Raw genomic sequence first — 26,684 nt, forward strand, 5'->3', positions numbered from 1 at the left:
CCCGAGCTGCTTGTGTCAACACACCGAAGGAGAAAGTTCATGCGCACATCTAGATTCACCGCGGTCATAGCAAGCCTGCTGGCTGGCGGGCTGCTCCTCGCCGCGTGCGGCGACGACGACAATGGCGGTGACGATCCTGTCACCGAAGAGACCAGTGACGAGAACGGTGCTGCGGATCCGGACACGGAGATGGCCGAAGCGATGATGATCGGCGACGTCGACACCGGCTCCTGTGAACCTGCCTCCGAGGCAGCACCGATTCCGGATCCGGAAGGCACCGGCGAAGACGAGACCGATATCAACATCGGTGTCTTCAGTGGGTGGGACGAGAACTACGTGGTCTACGAGCTGGTCAAGGCGGCCCTGGAAGAGCAGGGCTACACGGTCACCGAACTGGAGGCCGAAGCCGGCGCCGTCTACACCGGCGTCGCCCAGGGCGATCTGGACGTCTTGCTGGATGGCTGGCTGCCTGGAACCCACGCGAACTACGTTGACGAGTTCGGCGACCAGATGGAGGACCTCGGCTGCTGGTTCAACGAGGGATTCCTCACCATCGCGGTCAATGCGGATTCTCCGGCACAGTCGCTGGCGGAGCTCGCTGACCACCAGGACGAGTACGGCGGCAGGATCGTCGGGATCGAGCCCGGGGCCGGGCTCACCACCACCACGCAGGAAGAGGTCATCCCGACCTACGGACTGGAGGACTGGGACTTCCCAACCTCGTCCAGCGGCGCGATGCTCGCCGAGCTGGAGTCCGCCACCGACGCCGGCGAGAACATCGCGGTCACCCTCTGGCACCCGCACTGGGCGTATGCCGCGTACGACATTCGTGACCTCGAGGACCCCGAAGGCACACTGGGTGAGGCCGAGCGTCTCTACAGCTTGGGCCGCACCGGGTTCCACGAGGACTACCCGAATGTGACGCAGCTGCTGAAGAACCTCCACCTCACCAACGAGCAGCTTCTGGAGATCGAAGACATCATGGTCGTCCAGAACAACCGTGAGGACAACGCGGGTTCGATAGCCGAGTGGCTCGACGCCAACCCGGACTTCCTGGAGAACTGGCGCCAGGGCGCGCTCTGAGGCCCTACTGACCACGTCAGCTCCTTCGTTCCCCCGTCACGCCAGTTGGTGTGGCGGGGGAACTCGTCTATCCAGCCTTCGGGTATCGTCCGAGCATGCTGCTTTCCGATCGCGATATCCGAGGCGCTGTCGATTCCAAGCGGGTGATTCTGGAGCCGTATGACCCGGACATGGTGCAGCCCTCGAGCATCGACGTCCGGCTCGATCGCTACTTCCGGGTGTTCGAGAATCATCGCTACCCGCACATTGACCCGGCCGAGGAGCAGCCCGATCTGACCCGTGTAGTCGAGCCGAGCGAGGGTGAGGCGTTCATCCTCCATCCCGGTGAGTTCGTGCTCGCCTCGACGTTCGAGATCGTGACCCTGGGCGACGACGTCGCGGCCCGCTTGGAAGGCAAGTCGTCGCTGGGGCGGTTGGGTCTGCTCACACATTCCACCGCGGGTTTCATCGACCCCGGGTTCAATGGTCATGTGACACTGGAGCTGTCTAACGTCGCCACACTACCGATGAAGCTGTGGCCCGGCATGAAGATAGGCCAGCTGTGCTTCTTCTCGCTGAGCAGCCCGTCCGAGGAACCCTACGGATCCGGTCGGCACGGCTCCCGCTACCAGGGTCAGCGAGGTCCGACGCCCAGCCGCTCCTATTTGAATTTCCACCGCACCGAGACATAAGTTACTTGCCAGTAAGGTAATTTCGGGCCTCGAACGGCCGCGATAGTCGCCGGGACTCGGTCAGAAGGGACTGGCACCATGCAGTACGTCGCCGCTGCCGTAGCGCTGGGTGTCACGGCACTCGGGCTGGTAGTCCTCACCGACGCCATCGTGCGTATCGTGCGTGTCATCCGGCTGGGGCAACCTGACCGCACGCGTAAGGATCATCCAAGGCAGCGCGCCGCGACGCTGCTACGCGAGTTCCTCGCGCACAATCGCATGCTGAAGCGACCGGTCGTCGCCGTGGCTCACTGGTTCGTCATGATCGGCTTCTTCCTGCTGGTCTTTACGCTCATCACCGCCTACGGTCAGCTCTTCGACGCTCGCTGGGCCGTACCCTTGATCGGGCACTGGCATCCTTATGAGTGGCTGATGGAGCTGATCGCCTCACTGACGTTGGTCAGCATCCTCACGCTCGCTGTCATCCGCCAGGTTTCTCATCCGCGCAGCAAGGGCCGCGGCTCGCGCTTCTTCGGCTCGACGTTCTGGCAGGCGTACTACGTCGAGTTCACCATCGCCACGATTGCCACCACCATTCTTCTCATCCGGGCGCTGGAGTATCGCCTCATCGGCGACGCGTCGCTCTTCCCGCTGACTTCTTACGTCGGCGAGCTGTTCTCCGGCATGGCCACCGCCGATGTCGAGGCCGCAGTGCACGTGGTGGCCGCGGTCAAGATCGTCGTCTCGTGGCTGTTCTTCACCGTCATCTCCTGGCATTTGGCCATGGGCGTGGCCTGGCATCGCGGACTGGCGTTCTTCAACATCTATTTCAAGCGCAACGCCGACGGCGCGGTGGCTCTGGGCGCGGCGAAGCCGCTGACTGTCAAGGGCGAGCCCGTCGACTTCGAAAACATCGATGACCTGGACGAGGACGCCTCGCTGGGTGTCGGCAAGGTCGAGGATTTCTCCTGGAAGGGCTTGCTCGACTTCTCCACGTGTACGGAATGCGGCCGGTGCCAGTCGCAGTGTCCAGCGTGGCACACAGACAAGCCGTTGTCGCCGAAGTTGCTCGTCATGCAGCTGCGTGACCACGCCCACGCCAAGGCGCCCTACCTGCTGGCCGGAGGCGGCAAGGACATGATGGGCGAGGAGCAGGCCATGCCCGAGCAGCTCGCGGGTGTTCCCGCCGAAGCATTGGCCGAAGCGGATCGGGCGCTGGTCGGGCCCACCGAGGGTGACCCGGCGTTGCCCACCGGTGGCGCCGTGATCGACCCGGACGTCTTGTGGTCCTGCACCATGTGTGGCGCCTGTGTCGAGCAATGCCCCGTCGACATCGAGCACGTCGATCACATCCTCGACCTGCGCCGCTACCAGACGCTCATCGAGACCGAGTTCCCCAGCGAGCTAAACGGGTTGTTCAAGAACCTGGAGAAGTCCGGAAACCCCTGGGGCATGAGCGCCTCGAAGCGGATGGAGTGGGCCAAGGATCTCCCGTTCGAGATCAAGCAGGTCGGCGTCGACGTCGAGTCGCTCGACGAAGTGGACTGGCTGTTCTGGATCGGCTGTGCAGGGGCGTTCGAAGACCGGGCGAAGAAGACGACGCAGGCCGTGGCGGAGCTTCTGCACACCGCCGGGGTGTCCTTCGCCGTGCTGGGTGACGGCGAGACCTGTACGGGCGACCCCGCTCGTCGTTCCGGCAACGAATTTCTCTACCAGCAGCTCGCCCTGCAGAACGTCGAGGTGCTGCGGGAGACCAAGGCCGTTCGCGTCGTCTCCACGTGCGCGCATTGCTTCAACACACTCAAGAACGAGTACGAGCAGCTGGGTCTGACCCTCGAGGTGGTCCATCACACGCAGCTGCTCAACCGCCTCGTCCGTGAAGGACGGCTGACCCCGGTCGCGCCGCCGGAAAGTGAAGTCGCTGGTCGCGCCGTGACGTACCACGACCCCTGCTACCTCGGCCGGCACAACCAGGTCTACGAACCGCCTCGTGAGCTCGTCGGCGCCCTTCCTGGCGTGGAGTACCGGGAGATGCCGCGAAGCGGTTCCACGTCGTTCTGCTGTGGCGCCGGTGGCGCACGAATGTGGATGGAAGAGCGGATCGGCAAGCGGATCAACAACGACCGCACCCAAGAGGCCCTCGCCACGCTGGCCGGTCCCGGCGCGCTCAACGGATCGCATGCCGACGGCTCGGCTTCGCCCGGCACTGACGCCGCGCCGGCAGGCGGCGGCTCAATCGCGGTGGGCTGTCCGTTCTGCCGCGTGATGCTCTCCGACGGCCTGACACAGGCGCAGTCCGACGGCCAGGGCGAGAACGTGGACGTCGTCGACGTCGCGCAGCTGTTGCTGGCTGGGGTTCGCCGTGGCAACCAGCCACATACCGTCGACCAGGTAAGCCCCGCCGAGAACTGAGCCGTCGCCCACGACGCGCCGCGGCCTCACGTGACATCACCCTGACATCACTCACGACCCGCTACTTCAACACCCCTTTCCCAACCCCCTGGCATAGGTTGTGGTGGTTATTGTGCCCGATTTGTCCATTTTCAATGACCATAACCCCTGCCAGGGGTTGGGAATGTAGGGCTGCGGGTGGCCCGGAGGGGCACAGTGAGGCCAGGGTGGCGCTTGACGTGGCGTCGTAATGGTGTCAGGATGGCGTCATGGAACTCACGCCGTACGTCACTTCCTTACGCACCGCGTTGAACGCTGCGGCTGATGCTGCCGCGGCCGACGTGCGGGAAGCCGCTGACCGGTTGTCCTACGCCGTCGAACCATCTCTCCGGCTCACTCTGATCGAGGCGTTCGGAGATGCTGCTGCCGAGATCACCACGCAGCTCGAGGGTGTGTCCGTGGATGTCCGGATGCGCGGTGGGAACCCCGAGTTCGTCGCGAGCGACGAGCGGATGGACGCCCACTACGCCATGCCTGAGCCACCGGCGCCACCCGCGCCGCCGCCTCCGCCCGAACCCGACGAGGGCACATCCCGGATCTCTTTGCGACTGCCGGAAAGCCTCAAGGCACGAGTGGAGGAGGCAGCTGCGGCCGAAGGCCTCTCAGTGAACGGCTGGCTCATCCGCGCGATCAGCCAGACCCTTGACGGCGCACACACTGGCATCCAGATCGGCCCACAAGGTGTGAACGTCAATCTCGGTCGCCGGATCACCGGCTGGGCGCGCTGAGTCCACTCGACCCTGACTATCAAGGAGTCATTGTGAATGCCACCACCTACCCCCTCTCCTTTCCCGTGGATGGGCCGCTGAGTCTCTCGGTCCGCACCCGTGCGGGCAGCATCCGGGTCACAGCGGCCGACGTCGCCGAAGCCGTCGTCGATCTTCAGCCCGCCAAAGCCGGCGACACCGACGCGCTCGAGGTGATCGAACGCGCCCAGGTCGAGCATCACTCCGGCGCCCTGCGAGTCGAGGTCTCTCGCGGTTCGATCGGGCCCAGCCTCCTTCGTGACCCCGCGATCAAGGCGATCATCACCGTTCCGTTGACAAGCTCCGTCGAGGTCAGGACCGGCTCGGCCGACGTACACCTCGGTGGCGGGCTCGGAAGCGTCAACGTCAAAACAGGATCCGGCACCATCGTCGCCGAGCAGTGCGACGACGTCGCGCTCAAGACCGGAAGCGGCAACATCCACGCTTCAGAGGTCAAGGGGGTGGAGGCCCATTCGGGATCCGGGGATCTCGTCGTCGAGCATGCCACCGGTGCACTCGACCTCGACACAGCTTCCGGCAACTCGAGAATCGACCACATACACGGCCGAGGAGTAGTCCGAACCGCTTCCGGCGACATCGAGATCGGCACGGTCGAGGCCGTCGTGAGGGTCAAGACGGCCTCCGGCGACGTCCGAATCCGGCGCATGGTCGAAGGCGAGATCGACGCCAAAACCGCCTCCGGCGACATCACCATCGGCATAGCCACCGGCACCGCCGCGAAGCTGGACTGTTCCTCCGCAAGCGGGCGGGTGCGCTCCGATCTCGACCCCACCGACGCTCCGTCCGACACGGATCTGGTGGCGGCCATCGCTGCCCGCTCCGCCAGCGGCTCTATCACCCTGACTCGCGCTCACTAGTGTCCTGCGGTGCAGGGACACTGGGCACCATCCACCAGGAGAATGCCATGTCTGTCCATCCTGAGCAGTATGTTCCTCACATTCAGCTGCACACCACCCACTTGCGAGAGGAGGCGGCGACCGCCCGGTATGCCGCCCCTGGTGCTCGCGAACGTCGCGACCGCAGAAGGACCAAGCGACGTGCGCGCCTCCTCGACACGACAGCGCTGATGCTCGCTACGGTGTCCGGGTGGTTCGGCCACCGGGCGAGTTCGATGCACGCACGGGCCAAGCTTTATCGAGCCGGGCTCCTATGATCGCCGTCCTCGGCTACTCGTCGTCGGCTACTCGTCGTCGTCGGGCGGTCGGCCGCGGTGCGCTCGCAGCTCGCGCGCGTCGCGGCGGTCGGCTTCGGCCTTCTCAGCGGCCTTGTCGCTCTTGCGAGTGTCCCGGGGTGGTAGCTGGATGGACTCCTCGGCGGCGATCCCCGCTTGCAGCTGGCGGCCACGCTCCAGCTCGGCGTCGAACTCCGCACCGAACAGCAGAGCCAGGTTGGTCAACCACAGCCACAGCAGAAAGACGACCACGCCCGCCAGCGAGCCGTACGTCCGGTCGTAGTTGCCGAAGTTCGCCACGTAGAACGCCAGGCCGACCGACGCAAGCACCCACACCACAAACGCGATGAAGGCTCCCGGACTGATCCAGCGGAACTTGGGTTGCTGGACGTTCGGCGTCGCGAAATACAGGATGGCGATCACCAGCAAGACCACGGCGATGACCACCGGCCACTTGGCAATGTCCCAGATCAGGACGGCCGTGTCTCCCAAGCCGATCACGTCACCGATGGACTGCGCAACGGGACCCGTCACCACCAGCATGATGGCGGCCGCGGCAAGCAGCACCAGAATGATGATAGTGACCAGAAGCATCATCGGCCGCAGCTTCCAGAACGGCCGGCCTTCGTCTACCTCGTAGACGCGATTCATCGCCCGGGAGAACGCGTTCACATAGCTTGAAGCCGCCCACAGCGCACCAGCCAGACCTAACACGAGCGCCAATCCCGCGGCAGACACCTGGGTCAGTTGCTCGATCGGTCCACGAACGTCGGCGGCGAGCTCCGCGGGTGCCAGATCGTCCATGATGTCCAGCAGCGCATCGCGCGTCTCGTCCTCCTGGCCGATCAACGCGGGTATGGACACCAGCGCCACCAGCGCCGGGAAGAGGGCCAGCACGCTGTAGTAGGTTAGGGCAGCCGCGAGATCAGTGCACTGGTCCTTGGAGAACTCGCGCACGGCCTTCTTGGCGACGAACATCTTCGACGGACGTGTGAGATCAGTGGGCTTGTCCGGCTTGTCCTGCTCTTCGGGTTCGGGCGTCGCCGGCGTCCTGCCCGCCCTGGCGTCCTTAGCCATGACCGCTGCGAACCCCCTCAGGCCCGGCGTCTGCGAATGACGATGGTTGCCGTGATCGCCACCGCCACCGCGACCAAGGCGCCGGCCATGTACGTGAGTGGACGTGCCTTGGAAGCCAGCCGATGAGTCAGCTCTTCCACGGTCTGGCCCAGCTCTTGCCGGGTGTACTCGAGATCCTTCTCGATTTCACCGACCTTGGCGTTGTTCTGCGGCTCCGGCCGCACGGCTGTCTCATTCGGCATGATTGACCCGCCCCGTCAGTTCATCGACATCGCGCTTGACATTCTCGATTGTCCGCTCTGGCGGCGGCTTGGCCTTGTCGACCTCGCTCTTACCCGTCCAGGCCGCGATCCCGGCCAGCAGAAGCAGCACCGCGGCGACGATCAGCGCGGCTGCCCATGCGGGCACCACCAGATCGAGAGCCAAGACGGCGGCCGCTATCAGCGTGGCCAGTGCGAAGAAGCCGAGAAGCCCCGCAGTGCTGAACAACCCAGCCCCGACCCCCGCGTGCTTGCCCTTCTCTTTCAGCTCTGCAATGCCGAGCCGAACCTCGTCCCGCACCAACCGGGAAGTCTGTTCAGACATCCGGCTGATCAGCTCCTGAGTGGAGGGCTCGTCTCGCCGTGTACCGTCGGTCATCCGTGACTCACCCGTCTCTCATCTCGGATATCGACGCTGTGTCCAATACCCGAGATGCACGGCTGTAATCACCGGGATTTACCGGCAGCTATGTCGTTTCGTCATGACGCCGCCCACAGGCCGCGAAGGCACTGTGGGCGGGTGAGTTGAGCAGCGTGACAGCCAGCTAGCTCGCAGGCGTACCTGGCGGACGCTCCTCGTCGGTTCCGGAGGCGTCGACGTCCTCGGCGGGCGGAGCAGGGGGAGCCGTCTCAGCCGCGGGCGGCGCGACGTCGGCACGCGGCTCACTCACCGGCGCTGCCGCGGGCTCGGGGGTGTCCGCCTTGTTGCCCTGGACCTGGCTCTGCGCCTCCTTCAGCGCGGCCGGCCCGCCTGCGGCCTGGAATGCAAGATAGGCCGCATATCCGAGCGCGAGCGAGAAGACCAGGATCAGGTACGCACCGAATCCAGGGCCCGCACTCACACCGAAGCCGCTGGGAATGCCGCCTCCGTAGGTCAACGCCCGGATGAACTGGATGACGCCGAATAGGGCGATGAGACCGGCCAGAGCCGCGGTGATCAGATCCTGGTTGAACTTGACTTGTGCGGCCTGTCCCAGGACCCGGAGAACCTCCCACGCGATCAGCAGGATGACCAGCAGCCCGGCCAGCGTCCCCAACCCGTTCCAGCCGCTCTCGCTCCCGCTGGGACCGCCGGTGATCGACACCCGCCACCATGGGAGGAACAACGAGATGAACAGCAGCGCTCCGCCGAAGAGTGCTATCTGCCGGTACAACGGCAGAGACTTCACATCGAATGTGCCGGACAACAGCATCTCCCAGGACGTAGTCAGCCAGCCGGTCAGCGGGCGTAGTACATCATTCCGGAAAATCAGACATTGGCAAGGGGGACAGGCCAGTTCCGTCCGAAAATTTGCTCCCCTGTCATTTCGCCTGGTAGCGCGGGCAGAGCTCGTCCGGCTGGCGACGGGCGAGCTCGACGGTCACCTACGCCGTGCCAACCTGAGAATTGTCACTCGCTCGCTGGTGGAGCAGACTCCAGATCACGTGACCGCGTCGATGATGAAGGCAAGCGTGAAGGCCTCGTCCCGCCACGCGTCGTACCGGCCCGACGGCCCCCGGTGTCCAGCGCCCATCTCGGTCTTGAGCACGATCGGCCGGTGGCTCGTCGCGGTGACTCGTAGCCGCGCTACCCACTTCGCGGGCTCGTGATATCCCACGCGCGGGTCGTTGAGGCCCGCCGTGGCGAGGATCGCGGGGTACTCCCCGGCCTCGACGTTCTCGTACGGAGAGTAGGACTTCATGTACGCGTAGACCTCGGCGGACTCAACGGGGTTGCCCCATTCCTCCCACTCGATCACGGTGAGCGGCAGGGACGGATCGAGGATGGTGTTCAGCGCATCCACGAATGGCACCTCGGCCACCAGCGCACCGAATGCTTCCGGCGCAAGATTGGCTACTGCGCCGATCAGGAGGCCACCGGCGCTGCCTCCCCGGGCCACCAGTCGCTCATGCGATGTCCAGCCTGCTTTCACCACGTGCCGGGCGCACGCAACGAAATCCGTGAACGTGTTCCGTTTGGCCAGCATCTTGCCGTCGTCATACCAGGCCCGTCCCATTTCCCCGCCCCCGCGTACATGGGCGATCGCGAATACGAAACCACGGTCGAGCAGGGACAATCGCGGGATGGAGAACCACGGGTCCATTGAGGCCTCGTAGGAGCCGTACCCGTACAGCAAAAGGGGGGCGGTCCCGTCGGCAGGGGTGTCGCGGCGCCTGACCAGGGAGATGGGCACCCGAGTGCCGTCCTCCGCCGTGGCCCACTCCCGGACCGTCTCGTAACGCCCGGGATCGAAGTCACCGAGCACCACCTGCCGTTTGCGCAGGCGGAGTGCGCGGCTGGAGATGTCGTAGTCGTAAATGGAACTCGGTGTACCGAGCGAGGTGTATCCGAGCCGGAAGGTGCCGGTGGAGAACTCCGGATTGCTCCCAGGGGCGACGGTGCGGACCTCCTCGGTGAAGACGATGTCGTGTCCGGACTGCGGCTCGCCCTCGCGCAGCGGCACGACGTGTAGGCCGGTGCTGCCGGACCGACGCACCGGCACCACCAAGTGCTCGGCGAATGCGCTCACGCCGACGATGCGGGTGCCCGGCTCGTGCGGCAGCACCGGCGTCCAATGTTCCCGGGAGGGTGCGTCGACGGGCGTCTTCGCCAGCTCGAAATCAGCCGCGCCGTCGTTGTGGACGACGTAGAAGTACTGACCGGAGTGGTCGATCGAGTACTCGACTCCCTGCCGCCGCGGTTCCAGCACGCGGAACTCGCCCATCGGGTCGTCCGCGGGCAGCACTCGCACCTCACTGGTCATGGTGCTGTCCAGGCCGATGACCAGGAACGCCTCGCTGCGGGTCAGGTCGACGCCGGCGAAGAAGCGCTCGTCGTCCTCCTGGTGCACGATGTGGTCGTCGGCGGCGTCACTGCCGAGGCGGTGCCGCCACACGCGATACGGCCGCATCGCGTCGTCGACCGTCGTATAGAACAGGGTGCTGCCGTCTGCCGACCATGCCGTGCTGTAGTAGGTGTTCGGGATCTCGTCGGCCAGGATGTGTTCCCGCTCCAGGTCCTTCACTCTGAGCGTGTACTTCTCGCCGCCGTCGTAGTCCGTGGAGAAGATCAGCAGGCGGCCGTCCGGGCTGACGTTCAGGGCACCGAGGGCGAAGTACGGGGACTCGCCGGCCAGCTCGTTCTCGTCGATCAGCACCTGCTCGTCGGCGGGCGACCCGATGGGCGCGGTGGGGTCAGCCGGCAGCTCGGGTTCGGTGCGCGACCTGCAGTGGATCGGATACTGCTGCCCTTCGACGGTGCGGGTGTAGTACCACCACCGACCCCTGCGCACTGGAACCGACCGGTCCGTTTCCAGCGTGCGCGCCTTGATCTCCTCGAAGAGCTCGTCCTGCAACGCCTTGGTGTGCGCGGTGACGAGTTCGGTGTACGCATTCTCCGCCTCGAGATAGGCGATGGTGTCGGGGTCGTCCCGATCGATCAGCCAGGCGTACTCGTCGACGACGACGTCGCCGTGGACGTCGCGCGTGTGGGGGACCCGCTTCGCCACCGGCGCCTTCGGAAGCTCGACATCAGCCATGCAAGTGACGCTATCCCAGGGCCCCCTTGGCCCGATCGGGGGATCCGCCGGCCATGGCGCGCGGCCTGAATTTGTTCTATTAGAACTAGAACAATAGACTTTGAGGCATGCTCATCCGACTCGACGCGAACTCTCCGGAGCCGCTGTTCGCGCAGCTTGCCGCGTCTGTGCGTGGCGCCGTCGCGCGCGGAGAACTGCATGCCGGCGAGCGTCTGCCCGGAGCACGTGACCTCGCCGAATCCCTGGGAGTCAACGTGCACACCGTCCTCCGCGGCTACCAGCAGTTGCGGGACGAAGGGCTGGTGGAGCTGCGGCGCGGACGAGGTGCGGTGGTCACCGGGCAAGCCGAAGAAGGGCTTGCGCATCTCCTTGATCTCGTCGGCCAGCTCGTCACGCAGGCTCGCCGCATTGGTTTCACAACGGACGAGCTTGTCACCTTGATCAGAACGGAGTATCGATGAACCAGCCCACAGTAGGCGCCACGTCGTCCCCACGCCCCATCGTCCGGATTGTGCTTGCCGCCGCCGCGCTGCCCATGCTTATCGCACTGGCCGGTGCGTTGCTCGTGTGGAGCTGGCGCGACGAGCTGCCGTCGCCGATGGCAACACACTGGGGGATCGACGGCGAGGCCGACGGGTTTACCAGCGTGGCCACCACGATGGTGCTCATCTTGGCTTTCGGCGCGGGCTTCGCCGTGCTGGGGCTGGTCCTCTCCCTACTCGACCGGACCGACACCATGCTCGCCCGAGTCGGAGCAGGCACCGCTGCGGGAACCACAGGCTTCGTCACCGGGCTCATGGTGCTCGTCGCGGCCGACCAACGCGGTCTTGCCGACGCCGCCGGCGCGACCGCCGACTGGTCCGTCGTCGCCGGCGGATTGGGTCTCGGGGCCGCTGCCGCTGTCATCGCGGTGATCCTCATCCCACGCTGGACGGCAGAAGGTCCCAACATCCCGCACGACGCGCCCCGCGTCCCGGTCGCTGACGGCGAAACGGTCGTGTGGACTCGATCGGTGGCCACCGGCAGCCACGTCGTCGCCCTGCTCGTCGTCATCGTCGGGGTCACCGCGATAATCACGCTCGTCAGCGGCCAGTGGCTGGTGCTCATCTCGACGCTGCTCGTCATCGGTCTCCTCGCGATGATGTTGTCGATCCGGGTCACGGTCGACCAGCGTGGCCTGACCATCACCGGTGTACTCGGATGGCCGAAGTTCCACACGTCGCTGGACGAGATCAGCCACGCCAGTACCACCCACGTGAAGCCGATCCGGCACTTCGGCGGCTACGGGTTCCGAGTCGCCGTCTTCGGCCCGTACAAGGGAGCCAGCGGCTTCGTGATGCGTGGTGGCAACGCCATCCTGCTGGAGCGGACCAGCGGCCGCCGGACGGTCGTCGTCGTCGACGATGCGGTGACCGCAGCCGGATTGCTCAACACGCTGGTCGAGCGCACCAGGAGTACGTAGTCCTCGCGGCGATCGTCACACCTGTCTGACACGCTTGAGCGCGATACCTTGTTTGCGGTGCCGATCGCCGTTGCCGCATCACCTGTGCGCCCGACGATCGCCGCAGCGGGACACGGGAACGGGACGGAGCTGAGCAAGACGATGGACGTGCGGCCATACCGGCGCGGCGACGACGATGACGCTATGTACGAAATCTGCCTCAAGACCGGTCCGGGCGGCGAAGATGCCTTCACCGACCGCAGGCTGCTCGGCGAGCTGTTCGTCGGGCCGTACATCCGGTTCGATCCCGAGTTCGCCTTCGTCGTCGAGGACGATGACGGTGTCTCCGGCTATATCATCGCCGCCCTGAACACGCGATTGTTCGAGCAGCGCTGCGAGGAGGAGTGGTGGCCGCCGCTGCGCCAGCGCTATCCCCTCCACAGCTTCCCGGAGGAGTCGAACGAGACTCGGTTCGTGCGGATGATCCACCAGCCACCGGTGGCCGCCGACGAGATCGTCGTCGAGTACCCGTCACACCTGCATATCGACCTGTTGCCGCGGACGCAGGGGAAGGGCTACGGCGGGGTGTTGATGAACCTGCTGCTGGATGCGCTGCGCGACGCCGGCTCGCCGGGCGTTCACCTCGGTGTGGGTGCCGGAAACACCAACGCGATCGGCTTCTATCACCACGTCGGCTTCACCACGTTGAGCACGTCGGCGACTGGTCGGGCCATGGGCATGAAGATCAGATGACGTCAATGCGTGTTCGTGATGGGTTCGGCCACCTGATCATCTTCTGTCCACATGCTGGAGACGATCAGGTGGCACAACACCGGCTGCACCCGCGTGTGCGTCACCTGATCGCTGGCCGGCGCACCGTTCGGATGACAACGCGACGATCAGGTGACCAACAGCGGGTCAGTTGATCAGGTCGCGGATGGCGATGATCGACTCACGTCCAGGGCCGACGCCCACGGCCGAGATCGGAGCCCCACACATCTCTTCCACTGCTTGCACGTAACGCCGGGCCGCGTCAGGCAGGTCCGACATCTTCCGGGCTCCCGAGATGTCCCCGTCCCAGCCTTCGAAATACTCGTAGATGGGCGTGGCGTGGTGGAAGTCGGTCTGCGTCATGGGCATCTCGTCGTGCCGCACGCCGTCGACGTCGTAGCCCACACATACGGGAACCGGATCCCAGCCGCTCAACACGTCCAGCTTGGTGAGGACGAAATCGGTGGTGCCGTTGATACGGACCGCGTACCGTCCGATCACCGTGTCCAGCCACCCACAGCGCCGTGGCCGGCCGGTAGTGACACCGAACTCGCCACCTTCCTTGCGCAACCGGACGCCATCCTCGTTGGTCAGCTCGGTGGGGAACGGTCCTTCACCCACTCGAGTGGTGTATGCCTTCATCACGGTGATGACCCGGTCGATCCGGCCCGGTGGTATGCCGGAGCCGGTGCATGCGCCGCCGGCGGTCGGATTGGACGACGTCACGAAGGGATACGTCCCGTGGTCGACATCGAGCAAGGTGGCCTGGCCGCCTTCGAGAACGACGTTCTTGCCCTCGTCCAGCGCCTTGGCCAGCATGAGGCTGGAGTCGGCCACCATGGGGCGCAACCGATCGGTGTAGCTCATCAACTCGTCGACGATCTCATCGACGGTGACGGCACGCCGGTTGTAAACCTTCACGAGCAACTGGTTCTTCTGGACCAGCGCGCCCTCGACTTTCTGCCGGAGGATCTTCTCGTCGAACAGATCCTGCACCCTGAGTCCGACCCGCGACATCTTGTCCGCATAAGTCGGCCCGACCCCGCGGCCCGTGGTGCCGATCCGGCGGCTGCCCAGGAATCGCTCGACCACCTTGTCCAGGGTACGGTTGTACGGCGGGAGAAGGTGCGCGTTGGCGCTGACCACGAGACGTGACGTGTCGACGCCGCGGGCCTCGAGCGCGTCGATCTCCTCGAACAGGACGCCGAGGTCGACGACCACGCCGTTGCCGATCACCGGGACGACGCCGGGCGTGAGGATTCCCGAGGGCAAGAGGTGCAGGGCATACGTCTCACCGTCGATGACGACGGTGTGCCCGGCGTTGTTGCCGCCGTTGAACTTCACCACGTAGTCGACCGAACTGCCGATCAGGTCGGTCGCCTTCCCCTTGCCTTCGTCGCCCCATTGGGCTCCGACGAGCACTATCGCGGGCATGGCGGGGTGTTCCCCCTTCTTACATGAACAATGACGGACAGGAGGCTACCGGAAAGTCCGCGCCGTGGCGTTCCGGCCGGCGCCTCCCGCGCGCGCAAAGCGCGCTTAGGACAGTTCTTCGGCAGCGGTCTCGCTGGAGTCGCGGAGGAACTGCGCACACCGCTGGGCCTCGTCGCTTTCGCCGATGGCCTCGGCCGCTCGCCCGAGCGCGTGTAGCGCTCGGAGGAATCCCTGGTTGGGTTGGTGTTCCCAGGGAATCGGGCCGTGCCCCTTCCATCCCGCACGGCGCAGCTGATCCAGCCCGCGGTGGTATCCGGTCCGCGCGAACGCGTAGGACGTGACGGGATCGCCCGCCTCGAAGGCCCGATCGGCGAGCAACGCCCACGCCAGCGACGACGCCGGGTTCGACGCGGCCACCGTGGCCGCGTCGACACCCGACTCCAGCGCCTCTCGAGGAGCCGGCTCGTCCGGAAGCAACGTCTCCGGTGGCCCGCCCAACAGGTTCTCGCCGGCCATCAGCGCATCCTCTGCCCAGCCGAGCGCAGCTGCTGGCACGCCTCGACGACGCGCTCGGCCAGTCCGGCCTCGGCCGCCTTGCCCCACGTCCGGGGGTCGTACATCTTCTTGTTGCCGACCTCGTCGTCGATCTTCAGTACACCGTCGTAATTCTTGAACATGTGCTCGACCACGGGGCGAGTGAAGGCGTACTGGGTGTCGGTGTCGATGTTCATCTTGATGACGCCGTAGTCGACGGCCGCGCTGATCTCTTCGGCCGTAGAACCGGATCCGCCGTGGAACACCAGGTTGAACGGCTTCTCCTTGCCGTACTTCTCGCCCACGGTCTGCTGGATGTCGCGCAGGATCTCCGGACGCAGCTTGACGTTGCCCGGCTTGTACACGCCGTGCACGTTGCCGAACGTCAGCGCCGTGAGGTAGGTGCCCTTCTCGCCGGTGCCGAGGGCCGCCGCGGTGGCCAGTCCGTCTTCGACCGTCGTGTACAGCTTGTCATTGATCTCGTGGGCGACGCCGTCCTCCTCGCCGCCGACGACGCCGACCTCGATCTCGAGGATCGTCTTTGCCTCGGCGGAGAGGGCGAGCAGCTCTTCGGCCAGCTTCAGGTTCTCGTCCAGCGGCACCGCGGAGCCGTCCCACATGTGCGAGCCGAACAGCGGCTCGCCGCCGGCCTTGACCCGCTCCGTGGAGGCGGCCAGAAGCGGCTTGACCCACTTCTCGACGGCGTCCACCGGCGCGTGATCGGTGTGCAGCGCGATCTGAATGTCGTAGCTCTTCGCGACCTCGTGGGCGAACGCGGCGAAGGCGATGGCCCCGCGGACGCGGTCCTTGACCGTGGGGCCCGACAGATATTCGGCACCGCCGGTGGAGACCTGGATGATGCCGTCGCTCTCCGCCTCCGCGAATCCGCGCAGAGCTGCGTTGAGCGTCTGGGAGGAGGTCACGTTGATGGCCGGATAGGCGAAGGCCCCGGACTTGGCGCGGCTGATCATCTCCGCGTAGATCTCTGGCGTGGCGATAGGCATAGGTACTCCGTTTCAATGTGGGGCAGCGACCTGAGTCTCATGGGACGACACTTCGCCGTGCTTGTGGTCCCACTGCGACGGGGGACACACTCCACCTAGCAGTATCGCCTGTTACCCCCATGTTTCGGCAAGCCGGGGGCCACGTCGCAATCATGGCCCACGCTCCCCGGCTGATGAATCGATCCGCCGGAGGGCCGCGGCGCGGAGCCGGGTAGGCTGGTAACCAGATTCCCAGGCCGCCGCAGGGAGGCAATGTGCCCGAGCGCAAAGCAGTCGTAGCCAGCAAGTCGGGCTTGCACGCCCGGCCGGCGGCCGTGTTCGTCAAGGCCGCCGCCGAGCAACCCACCAAGGTCACCATTCGCAAGCCCGACGGCCAACCGGTCGACGCCTCCAGCATCCTGTCCATCATGACGCTCGGCGTCGAGCAGGGCGACGAGGTCATCCTGGCGGCAGAAGGCAAGGATGCGAGCGCAGCCCTGGACGCTCTCGGAAGTCTGCTCGAGAAGGATCTCGACGCCGAGTAACGGCGGACGGGACCAGCATGGAGTTCGCTGACGTCGTCCGCCGCCGGCGGATGGTGCGGAACTACACGACCGAGCCGGTGGACCCGGGTGTCGTCGACCAGATCCTTCAGCACGCCTTGCATGCTCCGAGCGCGGGTTTCAGCCAAGGCTGGGCCTTCCTCCGCCTGGACACCCCCGAGCAGATCCACGTCTTCTGGGACGCCGCCACGCCGCCGGGTGCCGGCGTCGACAGCTGGTCCGAAGGCCTGCGGCGAGCACCGGTCGTCATCGTGCCCATGTCCTGCAAGCGCGCATACCTGGACCGGTACGCGGCTCCGGACAAGGGCTGGACGGATCGCGACGAATCCAGGTGGCCGGTGCCGTACTGGGACATCGACACCGGCATGGCCGCCCTGCTCATGCTGCTGACCGTCGTCGACGAGGGCCTCGGCGCCTGCTTCTTCGGTGTCCCTCCGGAACGAATCCCGGCGTTCCGCGATGCTTTCGGCGTCCCTGAGGACTACACCCCCATCGGCGCCATCACCATCGGCCACCGAGCGCCAGACCGCCGTTCCCCGTCACTCAAGCGAGGCCGACGCGGTCTGGACGACGTCGTCCACCACGGCCACTGGAACAGCTTGCCGAACCTACGAGAAGCACGCTGAGGTTGAGTCTGGCAATTGCCTCTCGGGCACTTTGGAGCCCGCCGTGGCATGCTTCACCGCCACGGTGCGCGACGCCCGAGGGGCAATTGCCAGACTCAACCTCAGCCCACCCACTGCCACGGCGGGCTCCAAAGTGCCCGAGAAACAGTCACCTACCTCACGCACTCGGGTTGGCTAGTCTTCCCGGCGCCGCTCAGCTCAGCCCGGGCTCAGGTCAGCAGGCGGGCTCGCAGCGCGTCGGTGTCCTCCGCCGTCCAGCCGTGGCCCTCCAACCAGTCCATCAGCCCGCCGAACTCCTTCTCCGCCAGGTCGAGGAAACTGTCCATGGCCTCGGGAAGCGCGAAATGGCTGGTCATGGGCCGGGAATCGAGGTCGTCGGCGTATGTGGGGGTGCTTCTCAGCCGCTCGATGATCTTCTCGATCCGGGTGTTGGTCAATGCGTAGTCCTCGACGATGGCGTCGCGCGGCACGCCGACAGCGGTCAGGGTGAGCGCTACCAATACGCCGGTCCGATCCTTGCCGGCTGCGCAGTGAGCCAGCGCCGCGCCGTCGCTGGAGGCCATGACGCGCAGCGCACCCAGGACCGACTCCGGCCGCTCCTTCAGGGTCAGCAGGTAGAACTCGCCCGGTGGAAGCCAGGCCGACCGCTGGTCTCCGTCCTGCTGGGCCCAGGGCAGGACCACTTCGCTGTCGACTCCGGCGTCGTTGCCCGCTTCGGCGAGCATCGAGAAATGATGAATGGTGACATCCGGGATCCGGGTCAGCGGGCCCGGACCTTCCAGCATGATCTCCGCGCCGCTGCGGAGATCGACGACGTCGCGCAAGCCCAGCGTCCCGACCAGGTGGGAGATGTCGTCGTCGGTGAGATCCTGCAGGTTGTCCGCACGGAGTATCCGGCCGAAAGCGGTGGTCGCGCCGTCATGGGTGGGCAGGCCGCCCAGGTCACGGACATTGACGGCGCCTACCAGGTCGATCCATCTGACATCACTGTTCATCATGGACGAGCCTATGTCTTCTGTCCGCCGGAAACACGCCGGCAAGCGCCTGCCGGATCGCAACGCCACCCCAAGTGACGGCCGGGGACCTCGCGTTCGGGCTGAAACGCTAGGCTCGGCCGACGTGAGAGTACTCGTCATCGGCTCCGGCGGTCGGGAGCACGCGCTTGTTCGGGCGCTCCTTCGCGACCCGGAGGTGTCCGAGGTCCACGCCGCACCGGGAAACGCCGGCATCGCCGCAGAAGCGACCATCCATCAGGTGGACCCGCTGCAAGGCGAGGCCGTCGCCGACCTGGCGAGCAGGATCGCCGCTGATCTTGTGATCATCGGCCCGGAAGCACCACTGGTGAGCGGCGTCGCCGATGCGGTCAGAGCCCGCGGAGTGCCATGCTTCGGGCCCTCCGAGCAAGCTTCCCGCCTCGAGGGTTCCAAGGCGTTCGCCAAGGAGATCATGGCGGCCGCGGGTGTGCCCACCGCCATGGCCGTGGTGTGTGAGACCCCCGAGCAGGTCGAGAACGCACTGGACCGGTTCGGTGCCCCCTACGTCGTCAAGGACGACGGGCTCGCCGCGGGCAAGGGCGTGGTGGTCACCGAGGATCGCGACGCGGCGCTCGCCCACGCCAAGGACTGCGGCAAGGTGGTCATCGAGGAGTACCTCGACGGCCCCGAGGTCTCCCTGTTCTGTGTCACCGACGGGGTGACGGTCGTGCCGTTCCCACCGGCCCAGGACTTCAAGCGCGCCCACGACAACGACGCCGGCCCGAATACCGGCGGCATGGGTGCCTACTCTCCGTTGCCGTGGGTTCATGAGAACTTCGTCGACGACGTGCTGAACCGGGTGGTCGTGCCGACAATCACCGAGATGCAGCGCCGGGGCACCCCATTCGTCGGAGCGCTCTACACCGGCCTCGCGGTCAGCTCGCGAGGCATCCGCGTCGTCGAGTTCAACGCCCGGTTCGGCGATCCGGACATCCAGCCCGTCTTCGCCCGGCTGCGATCCGGCCTGGGCGGCCTCTTGCTCGCAGCCGCCACGGGGCGGCTTTCCGAACACCCGGCGCCGTGGTGGGACGACGGCGCGGCCGTGAGCGTCGTGGTCGCGGCAGCGGGCTACCCGGAGTCGCCCCGGAAGGGTGACCCGATCCGCGGGCTGGCCGATGCCGAGGCGCTGCCCGATGTCGATGTCCTGCATGCCGGCACCCGGCTCGACTCGTCGGGCCAGGTCGTCTCGAGCGGCGGTCGCGTGGTGTCCGTCACCGCTACCGGAACGGACCTCGCGCAGGCCAGGGCGAGGGCATACGAAGGTGTGGGGATGATCGAGCTGGACGGCGCACATCATCGCACCGACATCGCGCTGGCCGCGGCACGCGGCGAGATCGTCGTGCCGCGGACCACCCCTTAGCCTGGTGCGGTGAGCACCACACCCGGCCGGCCGGCCGCCTATGTCGCTGGGCTTCCAGCTCCGCAACGCTGCCTGATCATGGGCGTGGTCAACGTCACACCCGATTCGTTCTCCGACGGCGGCTTGTGGTTCGACTCGGAAGCCGCGGTCAATCATGGATTGCGCCTCGCCGCGCAGGGCGCGGACATCGTCGACGTCGGTGGTGAGTCGACCCGGCCCGGCGCCGAACGGCCACCCGTGGACGAGGAACTGCGCCGGGTGGTGCCCGTCATCCAGGAGCTGACCGGGGCCGGCGTCACCGTCTCGGTGGACACCATGCGCGCTGAGGTGGCCGAACAGGCGTTGAACGCGGGCGCGCACCTGGTGAACGACGTCTCGGGCGGCTTGGCCGATCCTGAGCTGCTACGGGTCGTCGCCGACGCGGGCGTGCCGATCATTCTCATGCACTGGCGCGCTCATGCGCGGCACATGCAGGAGCACACCGAATACGCCGACGTCGTCGCTGACGTGATCGCTGAGCTGCTGCCCCGGGTCGACGCCGCCGTCGCGGCCGGAGTTGCGCCGGAACGAATCGTCATCGATCCCGGCCTGGGGTTCGCCAAGACCTGGCAGCACAATTGGACGATCTTGGCCCGACTGGCGGAGATCGTCGGCACTGGGCACCCGGTCCTGGTGGCGGCCTCGCGCAAGACCTTCCTCGGTGAGCTTCTGGCTGATCCGGTTTCCGGGGAACGGCGCGCACCGGCCGGACGCGACGCGGCCACGGCCGCGCTCTCCACGACCATCGCGTTGGATCGCGCCTGGTGCGTGCGAGTGCACGACGTGCCGGCGAGCCTGGACGCGGTCCGCGTGGCCGCGCGGTTGGGAATGGAACGATGACCGGAATCGGTGCCGAAATCCGATCCGTGCGCCTAAATAGAGCCGATTCCACCACCCGGGGGCAGCGCGCGAGAGCCACCTACGACTATGGTCGTCTCGTGCCTGACCGGATCACGTTGCATGGGATCGCCGCGCGCGGACGCCACGGCTGGTTCGCCTATGAGCAAGAACAGGGCCAGCCGTTCGTCGTCGACGTCGACCTCGGCATCGACACCCGTCCGGCAGCAGCAAGTGACGAATTGTCCGATACCGTCGACTACGGCACCCTCGCCGAGGCCGTCGTCGGCATTGTCGAGGGGGAGCCGGTCAAGCTGGTCGAGACCCTTGCCCAGCGGATCGCCGACGTCTGCCTGGATGACACCCGGGTGCACGACGTCGAAGTGACCGTGCACAAGCCGGAGGCGCCAACCACGGTGCCGGTGAGCGATGTGACCGTGACTATTCGAAGGGCCCGCACGTGACCAATGTTCCCAACCCCAATGTGGTCGACGCCGACACGCTGACCGGAGATCTGCGGCCGCTGCGTCGTGCCGCGTTCGCGCTCGGAAGCAATCTGGGTGATCGGCTCGACTTCCTCCAGGGCGCCGTGGACGCCCTGACCGACTCGCCGGAGATCGTCGCGGTCGCCGTCTCGCCGGTCTACGAGACCGAACCCGTGGGCGGACCCGCCGGCCAGCCCAAATTCCTCAACGCGGTCCTCGTAGTGGACACGACGCTGTCGCCGCGGTCGATGCTTGAGCGGGCGATGGCCACGGAGATCGCCTACGGCCGCACCCGGGAAGAGCCCAACGGCTCCCGGACACTCGATGTCGACGTTCTCGCCGTGGGCGACGTCACGGCCGACGACGAAGACCTCAAGGTCCCGCATCCCCGCTTGTCCCAGCGCGCTTTCGTGCTCATGCCCTGGTCCGACGTCGACCCCGAGTTCACGGTGCCGGGACTCGGTAGCGTCATCGAGCTGAGTTCCGCGGTTGACGCCACTGGGGTCCGACGGACCGACGACGTGCTGGAACTGCCGTCCTGAAGCCCGGGCCAGCCGCGGGAGGCCGCGCCTGACATGCAGAAGACAAAGATCCCGACACTGATCTGGGTCGGGCTCATCGCGGCGCCGATCGGCTGGTCGATCAGCCGGCTCCTCCTGGACGCGTCCGGAACGCTCCCGCCGGTGCCGGTGGTCTTGCCGGTCATGGTGTTCCTCCTGGCGGCATTGTTGTTCGCCGCGGCCCGGGAGGTGCGCGGCTGGATCCAGGAGCGTCGCCACGACCGGCATATCGGACCCCTCCGCGTGGCACGGCTGCTCGCGCTCGCGAAAGCCGCCGAGTACTTCGGCGCCGCCGCCGCCGGTGCATACGTCGGGCTGGCCGTCCTGGCCACCGATCACCTCGAGGTGCCGATGGGGCGGGACCGGCTTGTGATGTCCGGCCTGGTCATCGCGTTCGCGACGTTGGCCTCGGGCGCTGCGGTCGCCCTGGAGCGCGCATGCGTGGTGCCGCCCGAGGACGACCAGCCCGGTAGCCCCTTCCCCAAATGATCATGTAAACCATGTTTTCTCGTGCTTCACCATGGCTGCAGGCATGGTGAAGCACGAGAAGGCATGGTTTACATGATCATTTGGGGAAGGGCGCTAGTGCGCGCGCTTGGCGGCCTTTTTGGCTTCCTTCAGCGGAAGGCCCAGCGCGTCGTCCGGCAGCCTCCACACGTCGACGCCGCCCATCAGGCAATAGGCCAGGATCCGGATGCGCGGCGCGCCGGGGCGGGGGCTCCGGCGGCTTCCGAGCTCGTCGGTGCCGCCCATCAGCGAGAATCCGCCTACCTCGACATCGACGGAATCCGGCACGTAGATATCGGTACCGCCCATGACGTTGATGGTGACGATGGTGGTGTCGTCGCTGTCGAGTTCGGCGTCGCGCAGATCGATGTCGTGGCCGCCCATGACGGCTACCGCAGTGACCTGGCGGGACACCCGCCAGCGTCCGCGCTTGCTGCTGCCGCCCATGACCGCCACGATCCACTTCGTGGCCTTCCGGCGACGCACCGGCTCCGCGCCCGGATGGCTGGTGGCGGGCCTGCTGCTGGGGGCGGGGAGGTCAGCCGTCAGCCTTGCCAGCTCGTCGCGCGTCGTGGCTGCGTAAGCCCGGTCGATCCGCTCCTCGAGCTCGGCCAGAGTCAGCCGTCCCGTGGTGGCGTGCTCGGAGAGACGCTCGACGGTTTCGTCACGCTCCTGGTCCGACGCGCGGATCCGCGGCGGCTGGGCTTCGGCTGGCTGATCGGGTAGGGACACGCGCCTTAGCCTAGTTCGCAGAGCGGTTGCGATCTATCCCACTACCGGTGGACGCACGGACCACCGGCGCGGCGAACCATCTCGCTCACCGCTGTTCGGTCGGCGGGAATCCACGCGACGTCCAGCCAGCGGCCCGCCTCAAGCCAGCGGATCTGGTCGTGATCTTGCAGTGGCATGGGTTCTCCGTCCACGATCTCCGCCCACCACAGCCTCAACGTCAGCGCCGAGGCTAGGGGCCAGTGGCCATCCAGTGGACCGGTGATCTGCGCCCCCAGCCGAACCCGCACGCCCAATTCCTCCCTGAGCTCACGCAGGAGCGCGTCGGCTGGAGCCTCGCCGGGTTCGGTCTTGCCGCCCGGCAGTTCCCACTGTCCTGCCAGCGCCGGCGGCGCCGTCCGGCGGGCGGCCAGGAGACGTGCGGGCCGGTCGAGCCGGTCCACAATGGCGGCCGCTACCACGCATGTCTGATGTTTGGGGGACATGTCTCCCTAGGGAGTGAAATACGACGTTCAAGCGATCAACAATGGGACAGTCGGGCCATACTATTTCACCGCGATCTGGAGTATGGTCCCGTTCTTGGAGCTAGTGTTCCGCTGACCAGAGGACTGGCAGCGGTGCAGTAGGTAATGGGGAAGGGTAGGGATCGGTGGAGCCTCGGCAGCCTCGCCACCGTCGGAGTTCACTGGTGGGGGCGCGGGTGCGCCTCGTAGTAGCGGTCATCGTGCCACTGGTCTTCGTCACCAGCACATACGTCGCGCTGCGCGAGTACGAACCGGCACCGAATACGGAATCGTCCATGGGCCGCGCCGCAGGCGGACATCTCCTCGCGGCGGCCGGTCCGGAAGCGCGCGACCACGCGAACGCTCCGGACACGACGCCGAGCCCGGAAGCGACCAGGAACCGCGACGACACGGACGCCGACGACGACACGGAACGGGTGATGTCGGCACAGCCGTCGGCCGCGCGAGACACGACGTCGTCCGCTGATCGTTCAGGTGAGTCCGACGGTCAGGAACCCGGCCGGCCCACCTCGTCGCCCCAGCCGCCGCCAAGCTCACCACCGACGCAGCCGCCGGATGACGCTGAGCCGACGACGAACCCGACTCCTCGTCCGACGGAGCCCACGGCCACGCCGACGACGCACCATCAGCCTCCCAATTACACGCCCAGTGCGCCGCCGCCACCCAGGCCTACGGTTACCGAAAGCCGTTCGCCGCGCCCAGAGCCGACGTCGGAGCCGCCCAGACTCACCCGGGCAGAGCAACGGGCGCTCGACGCCACGAACAACGCGCGGCGTCATGCGGGCTGCCCGGATCTGCGCGTGGACGCCAAGCTGACGGCTGCGGCTCGTCAGCACAGCGCGGATATGCGAGAGCGGGGCTATTACTCCCATATCAGCCCCGATGGCGCCGGCCCGTCCGATCGCGCCAAGGCCGCGGGATACCCCGCACCGGTCGGAGAGAACATCGCCCGCGGGCTGCTGGGTGGAAGGTATGCCGTGAACGCCTGGCTGTCGCGCTCCGAGTCCCGGGCCAAGATCGCCGACTGCGAGTTCGTCTCAGTGGGCTTCGGTGCGGAGACGGGCGTGCTGACGACGTGGTGGACCCAGCTCCTCGGCACACAATGAGTGGGATCGCCGGCCGAGGGTACGCTTTGCTCCGATGAGAGCCCAGCTGAGCCGACGGGAGCGCAAGAAGCTCGACGCGATGCGCCATATTCAGCAGAAGGCGCTCGACCTGTTCGACGCGCACGGCTACGGGCACGTCACCATCGAACGCATCGCGGCCGAGGCGGATGTCTCGCCGAGTTCGGTGTACCGGTACTTCGGTACCAAGGAACAGCTCGTCCTCTACGACGAGTACGACCCGGAGCTCTTGGCGGCCTTCGATGACAAGCTGGCCGTTCATGATCCGGTGACGTCGCTGCGGGAGTCATTGTCCACGGCGTTCCGGAGCATGCTCGACGCCGACGAGGACCTGATCCGCCGGCGCATGCGGTACACGATGAACGAACCATCGGTACGTGCCGAGATGTTCCGGCAGACATCCGAACTCGAGACGGAGCTCGGCCGGCTCATCGCCCGTCACTCGGGCCGAGCCGCCGAGGATCTCGATATCCGCGTCATCGTCGCCGCCATCATGGCGGCATTCCTGGCGGCGCTCATGTACTGGCACGATTCGGACTACCAGGAGCCGCTGGGGACGATCATCGACCGCACACTCGACCGGATCGGCAGCGGACTGACGCTGGACTAGTCTCCTGGAGCCGGAAGCGAGGTTCTCTCTTTGACCTCGGCCGTGGAGCCACGCCCCAGGTTGTCCACAGGCGCACACTCGTCCTCCACGCTCTCCACAATCTCTCCGGACGGGGCCTGGATGAGGGCCTGACGCCGCCATGCTGGGCGGATCACCCACTGATTTCGGAGGCCCCACAGATGTTCCACACGCCCGGCGACGCACACGGCGAAGACTCGCGCCTCAATCCGGCCATCACCGTGATCGAGACCGCGGCGGCGTACCACGCCCGAGGGAACGAGCCCGCAGCCATCGATGCCGTCACATCGCTCACTGCGGCCGGGCCCGCCGCTGAGCCGCGGGTAGACCGCGCCATCGCCGAAGCCCTCAGCACGGCCGTATCGGGCCTGTGGAAACGCGGCTGGCTGCCGGCAGACGTCGAGCAGATGGTCCGCAGGAACCGGTCCGATCTTCTGGCGCGGCTAGCGGTGGACGCCATCGCCGAGCACAGTGCCGGGTTCTCCGAGGCAGCGTTCCATCCACGGTGGCGTCGCCAGCTCGACACGCTCGGGGCGGAACGATGGTGGGATCCTTCCCGGCCACACGTGGCGCAATGGTCGGCTCGGCATGGCCAGTCCCGCCGCGAGACGCTGTGGGCCGTGATCGAGCTGATCGCCTTATTCATGACCATGGGCGCCCTTCCGATCATCATCCCGCCGCCCGGCCACCACCGCCAGGCACCACGCCGCGGTAGCGAAGCCACGGTGGACAGCAAGATCATGGGCAAGGTCCGGGCGCTGCTCGCCAAGGCGGAGTCGACCCCATATGCGCAAGAAGCGGAAGCGCTGTCGGCGAAGGCCCAGGAGCTGATGGCCCGGCACTCGATCGAACGGGTGCTCGCCGACGCGAGCCCGCTGCGGCCGCAGACGGTCGCCTCGGCCAGCCGGATCTGGTTGGACGCCCCGTATATCGGAGCCAAATCACTGCTGGTCGCGGAGGTAGCGGCCGCTAACCGATGCCGAACCGTCAGCTACGAGAAGCTCGGTTTCGTGACGGTGCTGGGAGACGAGGTGGATCTCGACACGGTCGAGATCCTCAGCACGTCGCTCATGGTGCAGGCCACGCGCGCGATGCTGGCCGCAGGGGCGACGATGACCAAGTCCCGGCGGTCTCGTATACGTTCGTTCCGGCATTCGTTTCTCATCGCCTACGCCAGCCGCATCGGTGAGCGGCTGCGTGAGGTCAGCGAACACAGCAAGGCCTCGGCCGGCCGAGAGATCGAGCCGGTCTTGGCTCAGCGCCGTCGCGCCGTGGACGAGCTGTTCGAGACGCTGTTCGGGCGGCGGGTCGTCTCGCGCTCCTTCTCCGTCGGCAATGCCGCCGGTTACGGCGCCGGACGCACAGCCGCCAACCAAGCCGTGCTCAACGGCAGCCGACGAGCCCTGCCCCCACGCTGACCGGCCGGGGCCGGTGCCACCCGGACTCACAGCGGCGTCGCGGGCACCGTTGGCGCCGGCCCCGGCCGAGCCGTTAACCTCAACCTCAAGCGATGTTGAGGTCGAGGGGT

29 protein-coding genes are annotated in these 26,684 nt (G+C 66.6%); 18 read left to right on the forward strand and 11 right to left on the reverse strand.

Annotation, left to right across the window (positions count from 1 at the left end):
- The first annotated feature begins 39 nt into the window (after window positions 1-39).
- The 5 genes from G1H11_RS08695 (at window position 40) to G1H11_RS08715 (ending at window position 5,808) form a co-directional block, all read left to right on the forward strand.
- Window positions 40-1,083, forward strand: coding sequence for a glycine betaine ABC transporter substrate-binding protein (locus G1H11_RS08695; RefSeq protein WP_163818112.1), 1,044 nt, complete (start codon window positions 40-42; stop codon window positions 1,081-1,083).
- Window positions 1,084-1,178: 95 nt separating this feature from the next.
- Window positions 1,179-1,754: a dCTP deaminase gene (gene dcd, locus G1H11_RS08700; RefSeq protein WP_163818114.1), complete on the forward strand. Its 576-nt coding sequence runs from the start codon at window positions 1,179-1,181 to the stop codon at window positions 1,752-1,754.
- A 78-nt stretch (window positions 1,755-1,832) separates the two neighbouring features.
- Complete coding sequence (locus G1H11_RS08705) at window positions 1,833-4,145, forward strand: (Fe-S)-binding protein (RefSeq protein WP_163818116.1); 2,313 nt, start codon at window positions 1,833-1,835, stop codon at window positions 4,143-4,145.
- A gap of 248 nt (window positions 4,146-4,393) precedes the next feature.
- Window positions 4,394-4,912: a toxin-antitoxin system HicB family antitoxin gene (locus G1H11_RS08710; protein WP_163818118.1), complete on the forward strand. Its 519-nt coding sequence runs from the start codon at window positions 4,394-4,396 to the stop codon at window positions 4,910-4,912.
- A gap of 32 nt (window positions 4,913-4,944) precedes the next feature.
- Window positions 4,945-5,808, forward strand: a complete 864-nt coding sequence (locus G1H11_RS08715; RefSeq protein ID WP_163818120.1) for a DUF4097 family beta strand repeat-containing protein — start codon at window positions 4,945-4,947, stop codon at window positions 5,806-5,808.
- Window positions 5,809-6,131: 323 nt separating this feature from the next.
- Here G1H11_RS08715 and G1H11_RS08720 read toward each other — a convergent pair whose 3' ends face one another.
- The 5 genes from G1H11_RS08720 to G1H11_RS08740 all read right to left on the reverse strand — a co-directional run bounded on the left by G1H11_RS08720 (window position 6,132) and on the right by G1H11_RS08740 (window position 10,977).
- Window positions 6,132-7,199 (reverse strand): YihY/virulence factor BrkB family protein, encoded by a 1,068-nt coding sequence (locus G1H11_RS08720; protein WP_163818122.1) that lies wholly within the window; start codon window positions 7,197-7,199, stop codon window positions 6,132-6,134.
- A gap of 17 nt (window positions 7,200-7,216) precedes the next feature.
- The gene (locus G1H11_RS08725) at window positions 7,217-7,441 is read right to left on the reverse strand and encodes a DUF3618 domain-containing protein (RefSeq protein ID WP_163818124.1); all 225 of its coding nucleotides are present in this window, start codon (window positions 7,439-7,441) and stop codon (window positions 7,217-7,219) included.
- On the reverse strand, window positions 7,431-7,838 hold the full coding sequence (locus tag G1H11_RS08730) for a phage holin family protein (protein WP_163818126.1): 408 nt from the start codon (window positions 7,836-7,838) through the stop codon (window positions 7,431-7,433). The genes G1H11_RS08725 and G1H11_RS08730 overlap by 11 nt, the downstream gene beginning before the upstream one ends.
- Before the next feature lie 166 nt (window positions 7,839-8,004).
- Complete coding sequence (locus G1H11_RS08735; protein WP_163818128.1) at window positions 8,005-8,646, reverse strand: hypothetical protein; 642 nt, start codon at window positions 8,644-8,646, stop codon at window positions 8,005-8,007.
- Between the two features lie 234 nt (window positions 8,647-8,880).
- Window positions 8,881-10,977 carry a S9 family peptidase gene (locus G1H11_RS08740; RefSeq protein ID WP_163818130.1) on the reverse strand — a complete coding sequence of 699 codons (2,097 nt, stop codon included), beginning with the start codon at window positions 10,975-10,977 and terminating at the stop codon, window positions 8,881-8,883.
- Window positions 10,978-11,084: 107 nt separating this feature from the next.
- Here G1H11_RS08740 and G1H11_RS08745 point away from each other — a divergent pair, with 107 nt between their 5' ends.
- Genes G1H11_RS08745 through G1H11_RS08755 form a run of 3 tightly spaced genes read left to right on the forward strand, consistent with a single transcriptional unit; the run spans window position 11,085 to window position 13,171 of the window.
- Entirely contained in the window at window positions 11,085-11,438 is a 354-nt protein-coding gene (locus G1H11_RS08745) for a GntR family transcriptional regulator (RefSeq protein ID WP_163818132.1), read from the forward strand.
- Entirely contained in the window at window positions 11,435-12,439 is a 1,005-nt protein-coding gene (locus tag G1H11_RS08750) for a DUF1648 domain-containing protein (RefSeq protein ID WP_163818133.1), read from the forward strand. The genes G1H11_RS08745 and G1H11_RS08750 overlap by 4 nt, the downstream gene beginning before the upstream one ends.
- Before the next feature lie 57 nt (window positions 12,440-12,496).
- Entirely contained in the window at window positions 12,497-13,171 is a 675-nt protein-coding gene (locus G1H11_RS08755) for a GNAT family N-acetyltransferase (protein WP_216843584.1), read from the forward strand.
- Window positions 13,172-13,336: 165 nt separating this feature from the next.
- Here the strand turns inward: G1H11_RS08755 and G1H11_RS08760 are convergent, their stop codons facing one another.
- The 3 genes from G1H11_RS08760 to fbaA form a co-directional block, all read right to left on the reverse strand.
- Entirely contained in the window at window positions 13,337-14,623 is a 1,287-nt protein-coding gene (locus tag G1H11_RS08760) for an adenylosuccinate synthase (RefSeq protein WP_163818135.1), read from the reverse strand.
- 105 nt (window positions 14,624-14,728) lie between these two features.
- Entirely contained in the window at window positions 14,729-15,142 is a 414-nt protein-coding gene (locus tag G1H11_RS08765) for a DUF3151 family protein (protein WP_163818435.1), read from the reverse strand.
- On the reverse strand, window positions 15,139-16,161 hold the full coding sequence (gene fbaA, locus G1H11_RS08770; RefSeq protein ID WP_163818137.1) for a class II fructose-bisphosphate aldolase: 1,023 nt from the start codon (window positions 16,159-16,161) through the stop codon (window positions 15,139-15,141). Before fbaA ends, G1H11_RS08765 begins: the two co-directional genes overlap by 4 nt.
- A 254-nt stretch (window positions 16,162-16,415) precedes the next feature.
- Here fbaA and G1H11_RS08775 point away from each other — a divergent pair, with 254 nt between their 5' ends.
- Together G1H11_RS08775 and G1H11_RS08780 are read left to right on the forward strand one after the other, a co-directional pair.
- Window positions 16,416-16,685, forward strand: coding sequence for an HPr family phosphocarrier protein (locus G1H11_RS08775; RefSeq protein ID WP_163818139.1), 270 nt, complete (start codon window positions 16,416-16,418; stop codon window positions 16,683-16,685).
- Window positions 16,686-16,702: 17 nt separating this feature from the next.
- Window positions 16,703-17,329 carry a nitroreductase family protein gene (locus tag G1H11_RS08780; protein WP_163818141.1) on the forward strand — a complete coding sequence of 209 codons (627 nt, stop codon included), beginning with the start codon at window positions 16,703-16,705 and terminating at the stop codon, window positions 17,327-17,329.
- A 209-nt stretch (window positions 17,330-17,538) separates the two neighbouring features.
- On the opposite strand, the gene G1H11_RS08785 is transcribed toward G1H11_RS08780, so the two are convergent.
- Complete coding sequence (locus G1H11_RS08785) at window positions 17,539-18,324, reverse strand: tyrosine-protein phosphatase (RefSeq protein ID WP_163818143.1); 786 nt, start codon at window positions 18,322-18,324, stop codon at window positions 17,539-17,541.
- Between the two features lie 124 nt (window positions 18,325-18,448).
- On the opposite strand from G1H11_RS08785, the gene purD reads away from it, so the two are divergent.
- The 5 genes from purD to G1H11_RS08810 all read left to right on the forward strand — a co-directional run bounded on the left by purD (window position 18,449) and on the right by G1H11_RS08810 (window position 22,133).
- Complete coding sequence (gene purD, locus G1H11_RS08790; RefSeq protein ID WP_163818145.1) at window positions 18,449-19,723, forward strand: phosphoribosylamine--glycine ligase; 1,275 nt, start codon at window positions 18,449-18,451, stop codon at window positions 19,721-19,723.
- Between the two features lie 9 nt (window positions 19,724-19,732).
- On the forward strand, window positions 19,733-20,602 hold the full coding sequence (gene folP / locus G1H11_RS08795) for a dihydropteroate synthase (RefSeq protein ID WP_216843586.1): 870 nt from the start codon (window positions 19,733-19,735) through the stop codon (window positions 20,600-20,602).
- Between the two features lie 98 nt (window positions 20,603-20,700).
- Window positions 20,701-21,063, forward strand: a complete 363-nt coding sequence (gene folB, locus G1H11_RS08800; RefSeq protein WP_216843587.1) for a dihydroneopterin aldolase — start codon at window positions 20,701-20,703, stop codon at window positions 21,061-21,063.
- Window positions 21,060-21,626: a 2-amino-4-hydroxy-6-hydroxymethyldihydropteridine diphosphokinase gene (folK, locus tag G1H11_RS08805; protein ID WP_163818148.1), complete on the forward strand. Its 567-nt coding sequence runs from the start codon at window positions 21,060-21,062 to the stop codon at window positions 21,624-21,626. Before folB ends, folK begins: the two co-directional genes overlap by 4 nt.
- A gap of 33 nt (window positions 21,627-21,659) precedes the next feature.
- Window positions 21,660-22,133, forward strand: coding sequence for a DUF3180 family protein (locus G1H11_RS08810; protein WP_163818150.1), 474 nt, complete (start codon window positions 21,660-21,662; stop codon window positions 22,131-22,133).
- Between the two features lie 93 nt (window positions 22,134-22,226).
- Here the strand turns inward: G1H11_RS08810 and G1H11_RS08815 are convergent, their stop codons facing one another.
- Together G1H11_RS08815 and G1H11_RS08820 are read right to left on the reverse strand one after the other, a co-directional pair.
- Entirely contained in the window at window positions 22,227-22,883 is a 657-nt protein-coding gene (locus G1H11_RS08815) for a DUF1707 domain-containing protein (RefSeq protein ID WP_163818152.1), read from the reverse strand.
- A 41-nt stretch (window positions 22,884-22,924) separates the two neighbouring features.
- The gene (locus G1H11_RS08820; RefSeq protein ID WP_163818154.1) at window positions 22,925-23,365 is read right to left on the reverse strand and encodes a (deoxy)nucleoside triphosphate pyrophosphohydrolase; all 441 of its coding nucleotides are present in this window, start codon (window positions 23,363-23,365) and stop codon (window positions 22,925-22,927) included.
- A gap of 215 nt (window positions 23,366-23,580) precedes the next feature.
- Between G1H11_RS08820 and G1H11_RS08825 the strand changes: the two genes are divergently transcribed.
- The 3 genes from G1H11_RS08825 (at window position 23,581) to G1H11_RS08835 (ending at window position 26,574) form a co-directional block, all read left to right on the forward strand.
- Window positions 23,581-24,510, forward strand: coding sequence for a CAP domain-containing protein (locus G1H11_RS08825; protein ID WP_163818156.1), 930 nt, complete (start codon window positions 23,581-23,583; stop codon window positions 24,508-24,510).
- Window positions 24,511-24,544: 34 nt separating this feature from the next.
- The gene (locus G1H11_RS08830) at window positions 24,545-25,138 is read left to right on the forward strand and encodes a TetR/AcrR family transcriptional regulator (protein ID WP_163818158.1); all 594 of its coding nucleotides are present in this window, start codon (window positions 24,545-24,547) and stop codon (window positions 25,136-25,138) included.
- Window positions 25,139-25,317: 179 nt separating this feature from the next.
- The gene (locus tag G1H11_RS08835; protein WP_163818160.1) at window positions 25,318-26,574 is read left to right on the forward strand and encodes a DUF2786 domain-containing protein; all 1,257 of its coding nucleotides are present in this window, start codon (window positions 25,318-25,320) and stop codon (window positions 26,572-26,574) included.
- The last annotated feature ends 110 nt before the right edge of the window (window positions 26,575-26,684 follow it).

The sequence above is a fragment of the Phytoactinopolyspora alkaliphila genome, assembly GCF_010550695.1.
Lineage (GTDB): Bacteria > Actinomycetota > Actinomycetes > Jiangellales > Jiangellaceae > Phytoactinopolyspora > Phytoactinopolyspora alkaliphila.

Bases quoted from the DNA above. Each gene is read 5' to 3' on its own strand.
- fbaA (WP_163818137.1), bottom strand. From the start codon at position 16,161: ATGCCTATCGCCACGCCAGAGATCTACGCGGAGATGATCAGCCGCGCC.
- G1H11_RS08745 (WP_163818132.1), top strand. From the start codon at position 11,085: ATGCTCATCCGACTCGACGCGAACTCTCCGGAGCCGCTGTTCGCGCAG.
- G1H11_RS08740 (WP_163818130.1), bottom strand. From the start codon at position 10,977: ATGGCTGATGTCGAGCTTCCGAAGGCGCCGGTGGCGAAGCGGGTCCCC.
- G1H11_RS08780 (WP_163818141.1), top strand. From the start codon at position 16,703: ATGGAGTTCGCTGACGTCGTCCGCCGCCGGCGGATGGTGCGGAACTAC.
- G1H11_RS08710 (WP_163818118.1), top strand. From the start codon at position 4,394: ATGGAACTCACGCCGTACGTCACTTCCTTACGCACCGCGTTGAACGCT.
- G1H11_RS08725 (WP_163818124.1), bottom strand. From the start codon at position 7,441: ATGCCGAATGAGACAGCCGTGCGGCCGGAGCCGCAGAACAACGCCAAG.
- G1H11_RS08730 (WP_163818126.1), bottom strand. From the start codon at position 7,838: ATGACCGACGGTACACGGCGAGACGAGCCCTCCACTCAGGAGCTGATC.
- dcd (WP_163818114.1), top strand. From the start codon at position 1,179: ATGCTGCTTTCCGATCGCGATATCCGAGGCGCTGTCGATTCCAAGCGG.
- G1H11_RS08750 (WP_163818133.1), top strand. From the start codon at position 11,435: ATGAACCAGCCCACAGTAGGCGCCACGTCGTCCCCACGCCCCATCGTC.
- G1H11_RS08820 (WP_163818154.1), bottom strand. From the start codon at position 23,365: ATGTCCCCCAAACATCAGACATGCGTGGTAGCGGCCGCCATTGTGGAC.
- G1H11_RS08810 (WP_163818150.1), top strand. From the start codon at position 21,660: ATGCAGAAGACAAAGATCCCGACACTGATCTGGGTCGGGCTCATCGCG.
- G1H11_RS08720 (WP_163818122.1), bottom strand. From the start codon at position 7,199: ATGGCTAAGGACGCCAGGGCGGGCAGGACGCCGGCGACGCCCGAACCC.
- G1H11_RS08705 (WP_163818116.1), top strand. From the start codon at position 1,833: ATGCAGTACGTCGCCGCTGCCGTAGCGCTGGGTGTCACGGCACTCGGG.
- G1H11_RS08785 (WP_163818143.1), bottom strand. From the start codon at position 18,324: ATGAACAGTGATGTCAGATGGATCGACCTGGTAGGCGCCGTCAATGTC.
- G1H11_RS08695 (WP_163818112.1), top strand. From the start codon at position 40: ATGCGCACATCTAGATTCACCGCGGTCATAGCAAGCCTGCTGGCTGGC.
- G1H11_RS08760 (WP_163818135.1), bottom strand. From the start codon at position 14,623: ATGCCCGCGATAGTGCTCGTCGGAGCCCAATGGGGCGACGAAGGCAAG.
- G1H11_RS08830 (WP_163818158.1), top strand. From the start codon at position 24,545: ATGAGAGCCCAGCTGAGCCGACGGGAGCGCAAGAAGCTCGACGCGATG.
- G1H11_RS08835 (WP_163818160.1), top strand. From the start codon at position 25,318: ATGTTCCACACGCCCGGCGACGCACACGGCGAAGACTCGCGCCTCAAT.